At 67.8% G+C, this 14,906-nt stretch carries 17 protein-coding genes; 14 read left to right on the plus strand and 3 right to left on the minus strand.

Translation table 11 applies throughout. The features are described from left to right. Window positions 1–14: 14 nt before the first annotated feature. Complete coding sequence (locus CJ179_RS28610) at window positions 15–776, minus strand: L,D-transpeptidase family protein (protein WP_072941871.1); 762 nt, start codon at window positions 774–776, stop codon at window positions 15–17. Between the two features lie 182 nt (window positions 777–958). Here CJ179_RS28610 and CJ179_RS28615 point away from each other — a divergent pair, with 182 nt between their 5' ends. Further along, window positions 959–1,837, plus strand: a complete 879-nt coding sequence (locus tag CJ179_RS28615; RefSeq protein WP_095863653.1) for a sigma-70 family RNA polymerase sigma factor — start codon at window positions 959–961, stop codon at window positions 1,835–1,837. Between the two features lie 15 nt (window positions 1,838–1,852). Here the strand turns inward: CJ179_RS28615 and CJ179_RS28620 are convergent, their stop codons facing one another. After that, window positions 1,853–3,325: an MFS transporter gene (locus tag CJ179_RS28620; protein WP_095863654.1), complete on the minus strand. Its 1,473-nt coding sequence runs from the start codon at window positions 3,323–3,325 to the stop codon at window positions 1,853–1,855. 155 nt (window positions 3,326–3,480) lie between these two features. On the opposite strand from CJ179_RS28620, the gene CJ179_RS28625 reads away from it, so the two are divergent. Beyond that, window positions 3,481–3,921, plus strand: a complete 441-nt coding sequence (locus CJ179_RS28625) for an SRPBCC family protein (protein ID WP_072941864.1) — start codon at window positions 3,481–3,483, stop codon at window positions 3,919–3,921. 6 nt (window positions 3,922–3,927) lie between these two features. On the opposite strand, the gene CJ179_RS28630 is transcribed toward CJ179_RS28625, so the two are convergent. Beyond that, entirely contained in the window at window positions 3,928–4,563 is a 636-nt protein-coding gene (locus CJ179_RS28630; RefSeq protein ID WP_095863655.1) for a TetR/AcrR family transcriptional regulator, read from the minus strand. Window positions 4,564–4,773: 210 nt separating this feature from the next. Between CJ179_RS28630 and CJ179_RS28635 the strand changes: the two genes are divergently transcribed. The 12 genes from CJ179_RS28635 (at window position 4,774) to CJ179_RS28690 (ending at window position 14,871) form a co-directional block, all read left to right on the plus strand. After that, entirely contained in the window at window positions 4,774–5,577 is an 804-nt protein-coding gene (locus CJ179_RS28635; RefSeq protein ID WP_095863994.1) for an SDR family NAD(P)-dependent oxidoreductase, read from the plus strand. Between the two features lie 43 nt (window positions 5,578–5,620). Further along, a complete protein-coding gene (locus tag CJ179_RS28640; RefSeq protein ID WP_095863656.1) occupies window positions 5,621–6,742 on the plus strand; it encodes a DUF5938 domain-containing protein in 1,122 nt (373 codons plus the stop codon). A gap of 34 nt (window positions 6,743–6,776) precedes the next feature. Further along, window positions 6,777–8,297, plus strand: coding sequence for a long-chain fatty acid--CoA ligase (locus tag CJ179_RS28645; protein WP_072941854.1), 1,521 nt, complete (start codon window positions 6,777–6,779; stop codon window positions 8,295–8,297). 81 nt (window positions 8,298–8,378) lie between these two features. Next, window positions 8,379–8,996 carry a CoA pyrophosphatase gene (locus CJ179_RS28650; RefSeq protein WP_095863657.1) on the plus strand — a complete coding sequence of 206 codons (618 nt, stop codon included), beginning with the start codon at window positions 8,379–8,381 and terminating at the stop codon, window positions 8,994–8,996. Window positions 8,997–9,037: 41 nt separating this feature from the next. Beyond that, a complete protein-coding gene (locus CJ179_RS28655; RefSeq protein WP_095863658.1) occupies window positions 9,038–10,096 on the plus strand; it encodes an SMP-30/gluconolactonase/LRE family protein in 1,059 nt (352 codons plus the stop codon). A gap of 133 nt (window positions 10,097–10,229) precedes the next feature. Continuing rightward, window positions 10,230–10,853, plus strand: coding sequence for a CDP-alcohol phosphatidyltransferase family protein (locus CJ179_RS28660; RefSeq protein ID WP_072941847.1), 624 nt, complete (start codon window positions 10,230–10,232; stop codon window positions 10,851–10,853). After that, the gene (locus tag CJ179_RS28665; protein WP_095863659.1) at window positions 10,853–11,716 is read left to right on the plus strand and encodes a DUF881 domain-containing protein; all 864 of its coding nucleotides are present in this window, start codon (window positions 10,853–10,855) and stop codon (window positions 11,714–11,716) included. Before CJ179_RS28660 ends, CJ179_RS28665 begins: the two co-directional genes overlap by 1 nt. A 32-nt stretch (window positions 11,717–11,748) precedes the next feature. Next, on the plus strand, window positions 11,749–12,111 hold the full coding sequence (locus CJ179_RS28670) for a small basic family protein (protein WP_072941841.1): 363 nt from the start codon (window positions 11,749–11,751) through the stop codon (window positions 12,109–12,111). Window positions 12,112–12,118: 7 nt separating this feature from the next. Beyond that, window positions 12,119–12,865, plus strand: a complete 747-nt coding sequence (locus CJ179_RS28675; protein WP_072941838.1) for a DUF881 domain-containing protein — start codon at window positions 12,119–12,121, stop codon at window positions 12,863–12,865. A 42-nt stretch (window positions 12,866–12,907) separates the two neighbouring features. Next, entirely contained in the window at window positions 12,908–13,312 is a 405-nt protein-coding gene (gcvH, locus tag CJ179_RS28680) for a glycine cleavage system protein GcvH (RefSeq protein ID WP_072941836.1), read from the plus strand. A gap of 297 nt (window positions 13,313–13,609) precedes the next feature. After that, window positions 13,610–14,134 (plus strand): FHA domain-containing protein, encoded by a 525-nt coding sequence (locus CJ179_RS28685; protein WP_370183841.1) that lies wholly within the window; start codon window positions 13,610–13,612, stop codon window positions 14,132–14,134. Next, entirely contained in the window at window positions 14,131–14,871 is a 741-nt protein-coding gene (locus CJ179_RS28690) for a MerR family transcriptional regulator (protein WP_012687892.1), read from the plus strand. The genes CJ179_RS28685 and CJ179_RS28690 overlap by 4 nt, the downstream gene beginning before the upstream one ends. The last annotated feature ends 35 nt before the right edge of the window (window positions 14,872–14,906 follow it).

A 14,906-nucleotide genomic window follows, 5' to 3' on the forward strand; every position in this document is an offset into this window, starting at 1 on the left:
CTCGGGCGCGGGACTCACGCCGTGACGATGACGGGGTCGCCGATCTTGGCGTTGTCGTAGAACCACCGCGCGTTCTCGGTGCTGAGATTGATGCAGCCGTGGCTGACGTTCTCGAAGCCCTGCGAACCCACCGACCACGGTGCGGCGTGCACGAAGATCCCGCCCCACGTGATGCGGGTGGCGTATTCGACGTAGAGGCGGTAGCCCTCCTCGTCGTCGATCGGGACACCGTACGTCGACGAATCCATGATCATGTCGCGGAACTGCTCGATGACGGGGAACGTCCCGAGTGGTGTCTCGTATCCGGGTTTGCCCATCGACGCAGGCATGGTCTGCACGATCTGGTCGTTGATGCTGACCGTGAACTGGTGCGTCGTCGTGTTCGCGACGGCGACGAGTGCGTCACCGACCTGGAACTGCGACTTCGCTCCCGCCGCTTCGACGGTCACCCCGGTGTGCGCCGGCCAGAAGTGGTCCGGGCTCCATTGCAGGGTGCGGTCGTCGATCCAGGAGAACTGCCCGGGCACCGGTGTCGACGGGGTGATCCGGACACCACGCTCGGCGAGCGCGCGATCGGGTACCGGGGACGTGAACCGGACGACGACGGGATGGGCGATGCCGACGACCTGACCGCTCGCGGGGGAGAGTGCCGGCGCGAGGATCTTTCCGGTGACGGCCGGGGGCGCCGCCGACGCGGCGGCGCTCACTCCGCACACGGCGAGTGCCGCGAGTACCGAGACGAGGAACAGACGTCCGACCTGCTGAGCTTTCCACATGCCGTCCAGCCCTTCAGAGACTGTGAGCGTCATTTCAGTTAACCACGGCGATATCCGACAGCGGAACCGGGGAAACTGGATGCATTACGCGCATCAGAGGGCCACGGGCGACGCGTCGTCGTCACATCGGCCGCGTTTCGCCGGTCACATAGGTGACAGACGGCGACGGAGGGATGTGACCGATGAACGAGAACGACGTGCTGGCGCAGCAGTTCGAGACGCATCGCCGGCACCTGCGGGCGGTGGCCTACCGGATGCTCGGCTCGCTCACCGAGGCCGAGGACGCGGTGCAGGAATCCTGGCTGCGGCTGAGCCGCACGGACACCGATTCCGTGGAGAACCTGGGCGGCTGGCTGACGACGGTGGTGGCCCGCGTGTGCCTGAACATGCTGCAGTCACGCAGGTCGCGGCGGGAAGAGCCCCTGGATGGACAGGTGCCCGACCCGATCGTGACGCTGACGGACGGAAGCTCCCCGGAGCAGGAGGCGGTGCTCGCCGATTCGGTCGGTCTCGCTCTGCTCGTGGTCCTGGGCACGCTCGCTCCTGCGGAGCGGCTGGCGTTCGTGCTGCACGACATGTTCGCCGTGCCGTTCGAGGACATCGCCCCGATCGTCGAGCGATCCCCGGCGGCCGCCCGGCAACTGGCCAGCCGCGCACGCCGCCGACTGCAGGGCGCGCCCGTTCCCGACACGGATCCCGTCCGGCAGCGCGCAGTGGTCGACGCGTTCCTGGCGGCAGCGCGGGGTGGCGACTTCGACGCCCTCGTGGCGGTACTGGATCCGGAGGTCGTGCTCCGGGCCGACACGGGTGCGTTTCCTGCGGGCGCCTCCACGATGGTGCGCGGCGCGGGGACCGTCGCGGGCCGGGTTCTCGGGTTCGCGCGGCTGGCCCGGTTCGCGCACCCGGCACTCGTCAACGGTGCCGCCGGTGTGGTCGCGATCTCCGAGGGGCAGCTGCTGTCGGTCCTGGGTGTCACGATCCGGCAGGGCGTGATCGTGGAGATCGACATCCTCGCCGACCGCGAGCGCCTCGCCGGGCTCGTCGTCGAGAATCTCGACTGACGAGCCCGGTCGGGGTCACTCCGTGCGTCGCTCACCGTCTCCGTGGGCGTTGCCGGTGCGTAAGGCGATCAGGGCTGCGGCACCAAGGAAGATGCTGCCGGTCAGCAGCGCTCGCTGGAACCCGAAGGTGAGCGCCTCGGGCACAGGCGAATTCGCCGCGAGCAGACGCTGGGAATACGAGGTGGCGATCGCGGCGAAGATCGCCAGACCGAGCGCGCTGCCGACTTGCTGCGAGGAGTTCAGCAACGCCGCCGCGAGCCCGGCCTCGTCGGCAGGCACCCCCGCGTTGGCTGCGGTGGTGACGCCGACGAAGACGGCGCCGAGGCCCAGCGACACGATCATCAGCCCCGGGAACAGATCGGCGAGATAGGAGCCGTCGACCGGGATCCGGGACAAATAGAACAGGCCCGCCGCCGCCACCAGCGCGCCCACGACGGTGACCGGGCGGGTTCCGATTCGCGTGAGCACCTGGGAGGAGAGTCCGGCTGCGATGCCGACGCCCAGACAGAGCGGAAGGTACGCCGCCCCGGTCTGCATGGGGGAGTAGCCCAGAACATTCTGCATGTAGAGGGTGAGGAAGAAGAACATCGCGAGCAGACCGGCGAACGCGATCAGCCCGGTGACATTTGCCGCCGCCAGGCCCTTGATGCGGAAGATCGACAGCGGCAGCAGTGGATCGGGGCTGCGCTGCTCGTTCACCACGAACGCGGCGATCAGGACGAACGCTCCGGCCAGCGCGCCGATCGTGCGGGCCGACCCCCACCCCTGGTCGGGCGCCTCGACCAGGGCGTAGACGAACATCAGCATGCCGCCGGTACCGAGCACGCCACCCACTAGGTCGAAGTCCGCGAGCCTGGCGCGGCGGCGGTCGTCGGGAATCAGCGCGTAGACCGCGGGAAGCACGAGAGCACATGCCACCGGGTTGACGAACAGCACCCATCGCCAGCCCGGGCCCTCGGTGAGCACACCACCGAGAAACACGCCGACGGCGGACGCGAGACCGCCCACGCCGGCCCAGACACCGAGCGCGGTATGGCGTTCGGGCCCTTCCTCGAATGTCGTCGTCAGGATCGACAGCGCGGCCGGAAGCATCAGCGCCGCACCCACACCCTGTGTCAGCCGGGCGCCGATCAGGATCTCCGCGTTGCCCGCGAAACCACCGGCCAGCGAGGACAATCCGATGACGACCGTGCCGGTGACGAGAACGCGACGGCGGCCGAGGAGGTCGGCGAGGCGACCGCCGAGCAGCATGAACCCGCCGTAGGTGACGAGATAGCCGCTGGGCACCCACTGCAGTTGCTGCACCGAGAAGTCCAGGTCGCCGCGTATGTCGGGCAGCGCGATGTTGACGATGGATGCGTCGACGAAGTCGAGAAAGGCCACGGCGCACAACAACGTCAGGGTGAGTCTGCCGCGGGCGGTGGAGAGAAGCGGGGGTGCCGCAGTCGATTGTCGCGATCCGGACGTGCCGGTGATCGAGGTGTCCATGTCGAAGCCTTCCTGTGCTCTCGGGTTTCGTGCGGGCGGTGCGGCGCCGTCGGCCGTCACTTCTATGACCGACGGCCCGGCGGCGATGTGACCGCGCGCAGGCCGCGGCGCGAGTACTGTCGGAACCCGGCAGGTCACGGAAACGGGAGGCTGGCATGGCTGGACGGTTCGAAGGCACTGTGGTGATCGATCGCCCCATCGAGGAAGTGTTCGAGTACCTCGCCGCCGGGGTCAACGACCGGGAGTTCAGCCCGCGGGTCCAGGAGATCGTGAAGAAGACGGACGGTCCTCCCGGAGTCGGCACCGTCTTCGTCAGCACCGTCAAGGACGCGGGGATGACCACGAAGCGTGAGTTCGAACTCACCGAATTCGAGGCGCCGCGGAAGATTCGCTGGGCGGAGCGATCGAAGAATTCCGTGATCGCGAAAGAGGGCGGTTACGACCTCGAACCGTCGGGCGCGGGCACCAAGGTGACGATCTTCAATGTGCTGGAGGGTCACGGAATCGGGAAACTGATCGCGCCCCTCGCGCTTCGAGCAGCCCGCAAGGACGCGCCCGCATTCGCACAGCGAATCAAGGCTGCCGCGGAGAAGTGACTGGATCTACCGTGCCGGAATGACGAGCGCCAGTATCTGATCGACGCCCTCGGCGAGGGCGTCCGCCGCCGAGTCGTCGCCGGACAGATACCGGGCGAGACTCTGCTGGAACAGCCCGTCGAACACGGCGTACATGGTGGGCGGGGCGATCGTGATCGTGCGTCCCGCCAGTTCCGCGTACCGGGACACGATGCGCCAGATCATGTTTTCGAGACTCTTGTCGATCGCGGCGACGTCTGCGCGGAACGACTCCTCGAACAGCGACTGCGAGCGGAGGTCGTACCAGAGGCGATGCATCGAGGCCTCGCCGCGGAGCGAATCCGCCAGTACCCGGCCGAATCCCGCCTTCAACTCCTCGGGCGTCTGCGCGGTGGCGACCACGCCGTCGTAGCGCGTGACGCAGCGCGCCTTGTAATGGCGGACGCAGTGCGTGATCAGATCGACCTTGTCGCTGAAGTAGTAGTGCAGAACGCCGTGCGAGAACTCGGAGTTCTGGGCGATCTCCCGAAGGCTGGTGCGGGCGTAGCCGAGTTCCGAGAGGGTCTGCAACGCGGCTTCGGCGAGTTGATCCCGGCGCTCGGCGAATTTGTCGACCTGGCGGCGCGAGACCCGGTCGGCGTTCTTCTCGGCGACGGGTGTCACGGCATTCTTCCTGTTCGGCTCGCGGAGTCCAGCACGGTGAGCATCAGTCTAGCCCGCGTTCCTTGACGACTGTGTAACAAAAGCTTGACAATCGTCAAGGGAATTCTTGACAGTCGTCCAAAGTCGAATACGCTGTGATCCACACCACAATGCGAACAGTGTCTCGTGACGTGGTTTCCGCGAATCGTCTCGGTGCGAAGGCAGGTCGGAATGAGCGTGCGTGATCTTGCAGGACGAAAAGCGCTGGTCACCGGTGGTGCGAAGGGTCTGGGGGCCGGAATGGCCGCCGCTCTCGCCGAAGCCGGTGCGGCGGTCGTGATCGGCGACGTCCTCGAGGAAGAGGGACGCGCGACCGCCGACTCGCTCGGGAAGTCCGGTGTCGACACCGGATTCGTGACCCTCGACGTCACCGACGACGGCAACTGGGAGCGCGCCGTCGCTGCCACCGTGGAGCAACTCGGCGGACTCGACCTCCTCGTCAACAACGCCGGCATCGAGATCTCGTCACTCGTGGTCGATATCGACCCCGCCGACGTCCGCCGGATGTGCGACGTGAACATCCTCGGTGTCGCGCTCGGCCTGAAGCACGGTCTGCGCGCGATGCGTCCCGGCGGTGCCGCGGGCGCGGGAGGGTCGATCGTCAACGTCTCCTCGGTGGCCGCCACCATCCCGTTCCCCGGCATCGCCGGCTATTCCGCCACGAAGTCCGCCGTCGACCGGCTCACCCGGGTCGCGGCGCAGGAAGCGGGAAAACTGGGGTACGGCGTCCGCGTGAACTGTGTGTACCCGGGGCTGGTCGCCACGGAGATGGGACTCGGGCTGGCCGCCGACATGGAGCGGCTCGGATTGTGGCCCAGCGCCGACGCCGCGGTCGCCGACGTGATCGGCCTGACCCCGCTCGGGCGGCTCGGTGAGGTCGCGGACATCGCCGACACCGTCGTCTTCCTGGCTTCCGACGCCGCCCGCTTCGTCACCGGAATCGGCCTGCCGGTCGATGGTGGCATGGGCATGTAATTCGACCGCTCCGGCTCTCCCCGCATTCACCGAAAGGCACGTCATGACCGACAAGAAGCCCGTCATCGTCTACGGAGTCTCCGGTTACACCGGACGGCTCGTGTGTGAATACCTGCGCGAGTTCAACATTCCGTTCATCGCCGCCGGCCGGGACAAGAAGCGAATTCAGGAAGTGGTCGACCGGATCCCCGGCCTGGACACCGTCGACCACGAGGTCGTCGAGGTGGAACACACCGTTCCGGCGCTGACGGAGCTGTTCAGCGGCGCGCGGGTGGTCAGCAACATGGTCGGCCCGTTCATCAAGCACGGCGCCGTCGTCGTCGAGGCGGCCCTCGCCGCGGGATGCCACTACACCGACACGACCGGGGAGCAGGACTGGGTTCTGGACGTGCAGGCGAAGTTCGGCGACCAGTTCGCGGAGAAGGGGCTGCTGCTGTCTCCCGGCGTCGCCCAGATGTACACCACCGGCGAGATCGCGGCGAACATCGCGCTCGAGACGCCGGGGCTGGACACACTCGACATTCTGGTGCTGTGGAAGGGTTTTCCCACCTACGCGTCCACGCAGACGATCTTCACGATCCTCAAGGCCGACTGGTACTGCCTGGAGCAGAACCGGTACGTGAAGTGGGACCCAGGTACCACTTTCGACGTCGTGGTGCCGGGACAGCACCAGATGGCCCTCGCGCTGCCGTGGGGCGGCACCTGCCACCCCGTGTGGTTCAAGGACGATCCGCGGGTGGCGAACGTGAAGGCGGCCGGCGGCGTGTTCGACCGCTCCGTGATGGAGGGCGTCGTCGCGACCCAGAAGATGGTCGAGGAGCAGATCAAGACCCTCCCCGCGGACGAGCAGGACGCGGCGCTCGCGGAGATCGCCGGCTCCGTGCAGGCAGGGATGCCGCCCAGGGAGAACCCCCGCGTCAACACGTCGCTCGACTCCGTGTACGCGTCGGGTCCGCTCGGCCGGGCGCACTGCGTCATCCACGGAAACTGCAACTACAAGCAGACGGGACTCCTGCAGGCGTACGCCGCGCACTCCCTGTTGCAGCAGTCCCCGAAGCGAACCGGCCTCGCATCGGCGTGTCAGGCATTCGGGCATCGCGAACTCCTCGGAGCCCTGCGCAGTTTCGGCCTCGTGATGGAGCCGGTGCTCACCGTGCAGAGCTGATCGTCCCGGCCGCGACCGTCAGGAGGACAGCACCATGCGATTGACCGACTACCTCGACAAGGGCGCCTCGCTCGGACCGTCGTCGCCGTGCCTGACGATGGGCGAGCGGACGCTGACGTACGCGGACGTCCAGGACCTCAGCCGGCGGGTCGCCGCGGCGCTGGCACGGTCGGGGATCGCCGCGGGCGACAAGGTGGCCGTCCTGTCCGGCAACGACCCGACCGCATTCTCCTGCGTGTTCGGGATCAGCCGGGCCGGGGCGGTGTGGTGCCCGATCAACCCGCGGAACGAAGCCGCGGAAAACAGGGACCTGCTCGACCTCTTCGACTGTCGCTGCCTGATCTTCCAGAAAGCGTTCGCGCCCTTGGTCGATCGGATCCGGCAGCAGTTACCGCTGCTCACGACGCTCGTCTGTCTCGACGGCGACGAGGCGTACGCCGACTCGTTCGACACCTGGCTGGGTGCCGAACGCCTCGACGCCGAGCCCGTAGACGACCTCGCGCTGATCGTCGGTACCGGCGGGACGACGGGACGGCCGAAGGGGGTGATGCTCACCGGCCGGAACATCGAGACGATGTCGGCGCTGACCCTGATGAGTTACCCGTTCGACGGCAGACCGGTGTACCTCGCCCTCGCGCCGCTGACCCACGCGGCGGGTGTCCTGTGCTTTCCGATCCTCACCCTCGGCGGGCAGGTGGTCATCCTGCCCGCGCCCGACCTCGGGCAGTTCCTCGCGCACATCGAGCGGGACCGCGTCACCCACACGTTCCTCCCGCCGACCCTGATCTACATGCTGCTCGACCACGCCGACCTGGAGACGACGGACCTCGGTTCGCTGCAATGCTTCTGGTACGGCGCGGCGCCGATCTCGCCGACGCGGCTGAGCGAGGCGCTGACCCGGATCGGGCCGGTGATGGCCCAGCTGTTCGGGCAGAGCGAGGCGCCGATGATGATCGCGACGATGGCGCCGAAAGACCACTTCGACGAGAACGGGTCGGTGGCCACCGCCCGGTTGAGTTCCGCGGGCCGGCCCTCCCCGCTGGTCACGGTCGCGATCATGGACGGGCAGGGAACCCTGCTGCCGGCCGGGGAACGAGGCGAAGTGGTCGTGCGCAGCTCACTCGTCATGACGGGGTACTACAAGAATCCCGTTGCGACGCAGGAGGCGTCGGCACACGGCTGGCATCACACAGGCGACATCGGGTACCTCGACGAGGACAACTTCCTGTACATCGTCGACCGCGCCAAGGACATGATCATCACCGGCGGATTCAACGTCTATTCCGTCGAAGTGGAACAGGCGCTCATGGCGTACCCGGGCATCCAGGACTGCGGGGTGATCGGGCTCCCCGACGAGAAATGGGGCGAACGCGTCGTCGCCGTCGTCCAGACGCGAACCGGAAAGCCTATCGAGGCCGACGCGCTCACGGCGTTCGTGAAGGCGCGCATCGGCAGCGTGAAGACGCCGAAGGAGATCCTGGTCTGGCCCGATCTGCCTCGTTCGAAACTCGGGAAGGTCCTGAAGAACGAGATCAAACAGCAGTTGCTCGGCTGACGGCGGACGCCCGGCACGCGGGCCTCGAAACGCGGGGGACCGGAACGTGGGTTTCGCGGCGAGTGGCGATACTGTCGGGTGATGGTGAATGGGCACGTACTCAGCAGGGAACGGCTCGCCGGCGCGCTGGCCCGCTTCGAACCACGGATCGTGGACCCGGCGAACCGGCGGTCCGCGGCGGTCGTGATCGCCGTGATGAACGACGGCGCGGACGGTCAGGCCGTTCCGCTGACCAGGCGCCCGAGCAAGATGCGCGCGCATCCGGGGCAGTTCGCGTTGCCCGGTGGCGGGGTGGATCCGGGGGAGACCGGCGAGGACGCCGCCCGGCGCGAACTGCACGAGGAACTCGGCCTCGACGTGGAGCCGTCCGCGGTGCTCGGCAGACTCGACGACTACGTCACCCGCTCCGGGTACGTCATCACGCCCTTCGTCGTGTGGTCGGAGCAGTCGATCACCTCGCTCGTCCCCAACCACGAGGAAGTGGCGGAAGTGTTCTCGGTGGGCGTTGCCGAGATCGACGCCGAGCCGCGATTCGTGGAGATCCCCGAATCGTCGAAACCGGTGATCCAGTGGCCGTTCCGGCGTCACCTCGTGCACGCCCCGACGGGCGCGGTCGTGTACCAGTTCCGGGAGGTCGCACTGCACGACCGGCACACCCGGATCGACGGTTTCGACCAACCCGTCTTCGCCTGGCGGTAGGCGGCCACGTTCACCGGGATACGCGACTAATCTCACAGTCCGTGACCTTCTTCGAGTCTCTCGCCCGCAAACTCGACCGCACCGGTGTCGACCCCGTCGTCTGGCACGCCCCGCCGCCCCCTCCGCTCACGGGAGTGCTCGCTCCCAACGGAGTGCTCGACGGCGTGCACCGCTGGGCCCTGCCCACCGGAGAGGGACCGGAGGACGTGGCCGTCGATCACGACGGCCGGGTGGTCACCGGAGGCAACGACGGCCGGATCTGGCGATTCGACAGCCGCGGCGACGCCACCGAACTCGCGAACACGGGCGGGCGGCCCCTCGGGGTCGAGGTCCTCGACGACGGCCGGTACCTGATCTGCGACGCCGAGCGCGGCGTGCTGAGGGTGGACGAGAAGGGGCGCGTCGACGTGCTCGCCGACACCGCGGTCGGGCGCCCGCTCGTGGCGTGTAACAACTCCGCTGTCGGCCGCGACGGCGTCGTGTACTTCACCGACTCCTCCGCGCACTTCACGATCGCCGACCACCGCTACGACCTCCTCGAACACCGGGGGACCGGTCGCCTGCTGCGGCTCGACCCGCGGACCGGGGAGACCGACCTCCTCGCGGAGGGACTGCAGTTCGCCAACGGCGTGGGATTGGCCTCGGACGAATCGTTCGTCCTCGTCGCCGAGACCGGCTCGTACCAGATCTCCCGCGTCGACCTGATCGGACCGTCGCAGGGCCGGACGTCCGTGTGGGCCGAGAATCTGCCCGGCATCCCGGACAACATGACGTCGCAGACCGACGACGGGCTGTTCTGGGTGGCGCTCTACAGCCCGCGGATGCGGCTGCTGGATCTGCTCGCGCCGTACCCCGCGCTGCGCATCGTCGCGGCGAACCTGCCCGAAGCCGTCCAGCCGAACCCGGTGCACGCGGGCTGGGTGGTCGCCCTCGATCAGCGTGGCGAGATCGTGCACAGCCTGCGCGGCGGCAAGGGCAGTTACGCACCCGTCACCGGTGTGCGGGAGCACGACGGGTGGCTGTACCTGGGAAGTCTGACCGCGGACGCCGTCGCGCGGGTTCCGCTCCCGCCACGACCGGACATCGCTGCGGGCGAGTGAGAAGGGCCTGACCTGCTCCGATGGATTCTCCGGGGGACGATCGGCGGACCACCGCCGCGGTTGTGGAAGAGTGGCGAGAGCGGTGCGACGAGCGCCCGAGAACAGGTCCGCACTCGACGCTGGGGAGATATTGGTGAATTCGGTGGACCGGGACACTGTGCGGTCGGACCGGATCGTGACCGTCCCGAATCTCCTGAGCGTGGTGCGCCTGCTCGGAGTGCCGCTGTTCGTGTACCTGCTTCTCGTCACGCACTCCGACGGGTGGGCCCTCGCGATCCTCATGATCAGCGGCTTCACCGACTGGCTCGACGGCAAGCTGGCCCGGATCCTCGACCAGTCGTCGAAGCTGGGTGCGCTGCTCGACCCGTTCGTCGATCGCCTCTACGTCGTCACGACGCTGGTGACGTTCGTCGTGCGCGGATTCATCCCGTGGTGGGTGGCGGCGATCCTGATCGGCCGCGACGCCGTTCTCGCGCTGACACTGCTGATCTACCGGCGGCGCGGACTGCCACCCCCCGACGTGATGTACCTCGGCAAGGGGGCCACGTTCCTGCTCATGTTCGCACTGCCGATAACCCTCGCGGCGCAGGGCGACTGGAGCATCGCCGCCGTGGCGGAGCCGCTCGGCGCTGCACTGCTGATCTGGGGCACGGTGCTGTACGTGTGGACCGGGCTGCTCTACACCGTCAACGCGCTGACCGTCGCGCGCACCGTTCCCGCGCGAGGATCGGGCGGCGACGAACGCGAGGTCCGCTGATGACACGCACCGAGTCCGGCGTCCGCAGGAATCCGGTGCCGTCCCTGCTGCAGTCTCTGATGAACGATCATCTGGACCCCGGCTACGAGGGCGCGGCCGAGGATCGCGAGCACGGACATTCGCGGCAGACGCGGGTCGGCCGGCAGGTGTGGATCGCGATCGGCGCACTGCTCGTGGGCCTGGTGCTGTCGGTCGCCTACCGCCAGGCCACCGAACGCATCCCGGGCACCGAGCAGGTGCGGACCGAACTCCTGAGCAAGGTGCAGGACGCGGAGGACCGGGCGGGCGCCCTCGCGGCAACCCGGGACACGTTGTCGGCACAGGCCGACGACGCCCGCGCCTCCGCGCTGGCCGGCGACGCCCGCGGTGACGCACTGCTCGACGAGCTACACGGGCTCGAGGGGGACGCCGGGGTCGAGGCCGTGCACGGTCCCGGACTGACCGTGACGCTCACCGACCCCGCAGCCAAACCCAACCTGTCCGACTCGTCCCAGCGCAGTGTCGGGGGGAAGGCGGTGGTGCTCGATCGCGACCTGCAGTCGGTGGTCAACTCGCTGTGGGCGGGCGGCGCCGAGGCCATTGCGGTCGGCGACGTGCGGATCGGCCCGTCGGTGACGATCCGGCAGGCGGGTGGCGCGATGCTCGTGGACAATCAGCCGGTGTTCTCGCCGTACGTGGTCTCCGCCATCGGCCCGCAAGGGCCGATGCAGACCGGATTCGTGGTGAGCGACGCCTACCTGCGGATGTCGAGCGTGGCGCAGTTGTACGGCATCGGATTCGCGGTCGCGGAGGCCGACGATCTCCACTTGCCCGCCGCCCCGGCGCGGGAAGTGCGGGCAGCCCGGGAAGCAGGAACACGATGACAACGGCGGAGTCGGATGGAGGCGTCACACGAATGAAGGCAGCACTGAAGGGCGGATCCGCGATCTACGGGGTGCTCGCCCTGGTCGTGGGAATCGTGCTGGGGGTGGTGTTCAGCCCGCAAGTGCCCGACGCAGTGCAGCCCTACCTGCCCATCGCCGTCGTCGCCGCGCTCGACGCGGTGTTCGGCGGATTGCGCGCATACCTCGACGAGATCTTCGACTCGAAGGTGTTCGTCGTCTCGTTCGTCTTCAACGTCCTCGTGGCGGCGCTGATCGTGTGGCTCGGCGACCAACTCGGTGTCGGAACCCAGCTGTCCACCGCGATCGTCGTCGTCCTCGGCATCCGCATCTTCGGCAACGCGGCCGCACTGCGGCGTCGTCTGTTCGGGGCGTGATCGCGACGTGAGCGGGCACGAGGGCAGACACGAACTGCACGGCAACGAACCCACGACGTCGCGGCGCTCACACGTCGTCTTCGCGCTGCTGGCCGCGCTCCTGCTCGGCGGGCTGGGAATCGCGATCGTGACGCAGGTGAAGAACACCGGGTCCGGTGACACGCTCGACTCGGCGAGCCCCGCGGATCTGCTGGTCGTCCTGGACACGCTGAATCAGCGGGAGGCGGCCCTGCGGCAGGAGATCGCATCGCTGGAACAGACCTTGGCAACCTTGCAACAGAGTGGCAGTTCCGGGGCGGCACTCGACGAGGCGCAGGCCCGGTTGACGGCCCTGTCGATCCAGGTCGGGAGCGCACCGGCCACCGGCCCCGGCGTGACGATGCGCATCACCGACCCCAACAAGGGCGTCGGATCCGAGGTCCTGCTCGACCTCGTCCAGGAACTGCGCGCCGCGGGCGCCGAGGCCGTGCAGATCCAGGGGGCCGACGGCCCGCCCATCCGGATCGGCGTCGACTCCTGGGTGTCCGGTTCGGCAGGCGGCGTGTCGGTGGACGGCCGCAAGGTGAACGCCCCCTACGGAGTTGTCGCCATCGGTGATCCGCCGACTCTGGCGGCGGCCCTGAACATTCCCGGCGGGGTGGTCGACACGGTCGCGCGCAGCGGTGGGCAGTTGACGATCGAACAATCGCAGCAGGTCACGATCTCCGCCTTGCGGGAGGCGAAACCTCGCCAATACGCTCAGCCCGGAAATTGATCTTCGCATCCGCCCGCGGATTGCCATCGAAAGGACGCCACTGTGAGTGAGCTCGAAATCCCCGCCGATCGTCGGTACACCGCCGAACACGAGTGGGTCGAGCGGACGGGGCCCACGACGGTACGCGTCGGCATCACCGATTTCGCGCAGTCCCAGCTCGGCGACGTCGTGTTCGTCCAGCTTCCGGCGGTCGACGAGGACGTGGCGGCGGGAGAGTCGTTCGGCGAGGTGGAATCCACCAAGAGCGTCTCCGACATCTTCGCCCCGCTGACGGCGAAAGTCGTTGCCGCCAACGCTGATCTGGACGGCAACCCGGAACTCGTGAACTCCGCGCCCTACGGGCAGGGGTGGCTGGTGGAACTCGGCGTCGACGACGAGGCGGCCCTCGACGCCGCACTGGCCGAAATGCTGGACGCCGCCGGGTATGCAGACATCACGGCAGGATAATTTCCCGCCGAACACGCGAAGCGGAAATCGGATAGTTTTGGAAGGTGCCGACAGCCCGGAAAACGGGGTTGCCGGGGAAATCCGCTGTCGGAATACCGGTTCGTAATGTACTGGCGGCCTGTCTCACTACACGCACCGGCGTGCGCAGGGTACGGTCAATGTTGAACGCATGTGCCGTGTCGGGGCGCAGGTCCGTAGTTTGAATGTGATCGTGGGAGTTTGCACAGAAGTTAATGTGCACGGGAACCGAATTATGTAGTACCGAGTGGCATTGCGTAGTCCAGCGAATCTTGCTGGATGATCGAACTAGGAGGAGAAACGGTGAGCGAGAACGGCAACGACGCGGTCTATGGGGAGACGCCGGCGGAAACCACGTCGGTCTTCCGCGCGGACTTTCTCAATGAGCTCGACAACTCCTCGGCAACCCAGGCTCCGGAAGCTCCGGTGTCGGGTGTGGAGGGACTGCCCGCGGGCTCTGCTCTGCTCGTCGTCAAGCGTGGACCGAACGCAGGGTCGCGCTTCCTGCTCGACCAGCCGACGACGTCCGCGGGACGGCATCCCGACAGCGACATCTTCCTCGACGACGTGACGGTCAGCCGTCGTCATGCGGAGTTCCGTCAGGAGGACGACGAGTTCCAGGTGGTCGACGTCGGCAGCCTCAACGGCACCTACGTCAACCGCGAGCCGGTCGACTCGGCAGTCCTCGCGAACGGCGACGAGGTGCAGATCGGCAAGTTCCGGCTGGTCTTCCTGACCGGACCCCGGACCACGGCCGGTGGCTCGCAGATCGGTGAGACGTCAGCTGGTGCGGGTAGCCAATGACCGCGGTGCGGCAGCAGCAGGCGCACTCGGGGATGTCGATCGGCTCCGTGCTGGATCGACTGCGCCCCGATTTTCCTGATGTGACGATCTCGAAGATCCGATTCCTCGAAGCAGAGGGTCTCATCAGCCCGCAGCGCACTCCCTCGGGGTATCGGCGATTCTCGATCGCCGACACTGAACGACTGCGCTACGTCCTGACTGCGCAGCGCGATCAGTATCTGCCGCTGAAGGTCATCAAGGAGCAGCTCGAGGCCATCGACAGAGGTGTGGCCACGGTCGGCGCAGGCGATTCTTCGCCGCGCCGGCCGCGCGCGCTCACGGTGGCCCCGGGCGAGGTGTCCCCGGAGGAATTCCGCACCGACCGCGAGGTGCGGATCAGCCGCGACGATCTGATCTCCCGGGCAGGGATCGACGAGAAGTTCCTCGTCGAGCTGACGCGAGGCGGCCTGGTCGTTCCCGGGCCTGCGGGGTTCTTCGACGAGGACGCGGTGACGCTGGCGCGCACCGCGAGAGCGATGTCCGAGTTCGGACTCGAGGTGCGGCACCTGAGGGCGTTCAAGCTGGCCGCCGACCGCGAGGCCGGGTTGGTCGCGCAGATCGCCGGGCCCGTCGCCAAGGGCCGCGACGCGGGCGCGCGTGATCGCGCCGAGGAGATGGTGCGCGAACTGGCCGCGTTGTCTCTGACGTTGCACACCTGCCTGGTGAAGTCGGCAGTCCGAGGTGCGCTCGATCGGTGAGGTGAGTTCGCCGGCGGTCCCACCTCGGGAACTTC

Origin of the sequence: Rhodococcus sp. ACS1, from assembly GCF_002300155.1 — a bacterium.
Taxonomy (GTDB): Bacteria; Actinomycetota; Actinomycetes; order Mycobacteriales; family Mycobacteriaceae; genus Rhodococcus_F; species Rhodococcus_F koreensis.

What these genes read in the sequence shown, in the direction of transcription:
- CJ179_RS28610 (WP_072941871.1), bottom strand. Translation starts at nt 776, where the DNA reads ATGTGGAAAGCTCAGCAGGTCGGACGTCTGTTCCTCGTCTCGGTACTC.
- CJ179_RS28615 (WP_095863653.1), top strand. Translation starts at nt 959, where the DNA reads ATGAACGAGAACGACGTGCTGGCGCAGCAGTTCGAGACGCATCGCCGG.
- CJ179_RS28620 (WP_095863654.1), bottom strand. Translation starts at nt 3,325, where the DNA reads ATGGACACCTCGATCACCGGCACGTCCGGATCGCGACAATCGACTGCG.
- CJ179_RS28625 (WP_072941864.1), top strand. Translation starts at nt 3,481, where the DNA reads ATGGCTGGACGGTTCGAAGGCACTGTGGTGATCGATCGCCCCATCGAG.
- CJ179_RS28635 (WP_095863994.1), top strand. Translation starts at nt 4,774, where the DNA reads ATGAGCGTGCGTGATCTTGCAGGACGAAAAGCGCTGGTCACCGGTGGT.
- CJ179_RS28640 (WP_095863656.1), top strand. Translation starts at nt 5,621, where the DNA reads ATGACCGACAAGAAGCCCGTCATCGTCTACGGAGTCTCCGGTTACACC.
- CJ179_RS28645 (WP_072941854.1), top strand. Translation starts at nt 6,777, where the DNA reads ATGCGATTGACCGACTACCTCGACAAGGGCGCCTCGCTCGGACCGTCG.
- CJ179_RS28650 (WP_095863657.1), top strand. Translation starts at nt 8,379, where the DNA reads ATGGTGAATGGGCACGTACTCAGCAGGGAACGGCTCGCCGGCGCGCTG.
- CJ179_RS28665 (WP_095863659.1), top strand. Translation starts at nt 10,853, where the DNA reads ATGACACGCACCGAGTCCGGCGTCCGCAGGAATCCGGTGCCGTCCCTG.
- CJ179_RS28670 (WP_072941841.1), top strand. Translation starts at nt 11,749, where the DNA reads ATGAAGGCAGCACTGAAGGGCGGATCCGCGATCTACGGGGTGCTCGCC.
- CJ179_RS28685 (WP_370183841.1), top strand. Translation starts at nt 13,610, where the DNA reads ATGATCGAACTAGGAGGAGAAACGGTGAGCGAGAACGGCAACGACGCG.
- CJ179_RS28690 (WP_012687892.1), top strand. Translation starts at nt 14,131, where the DNA reads ATGACCGCGGTGCGGCAGCAGCAGGCGCACTCGGGGATGTCGATCGGC.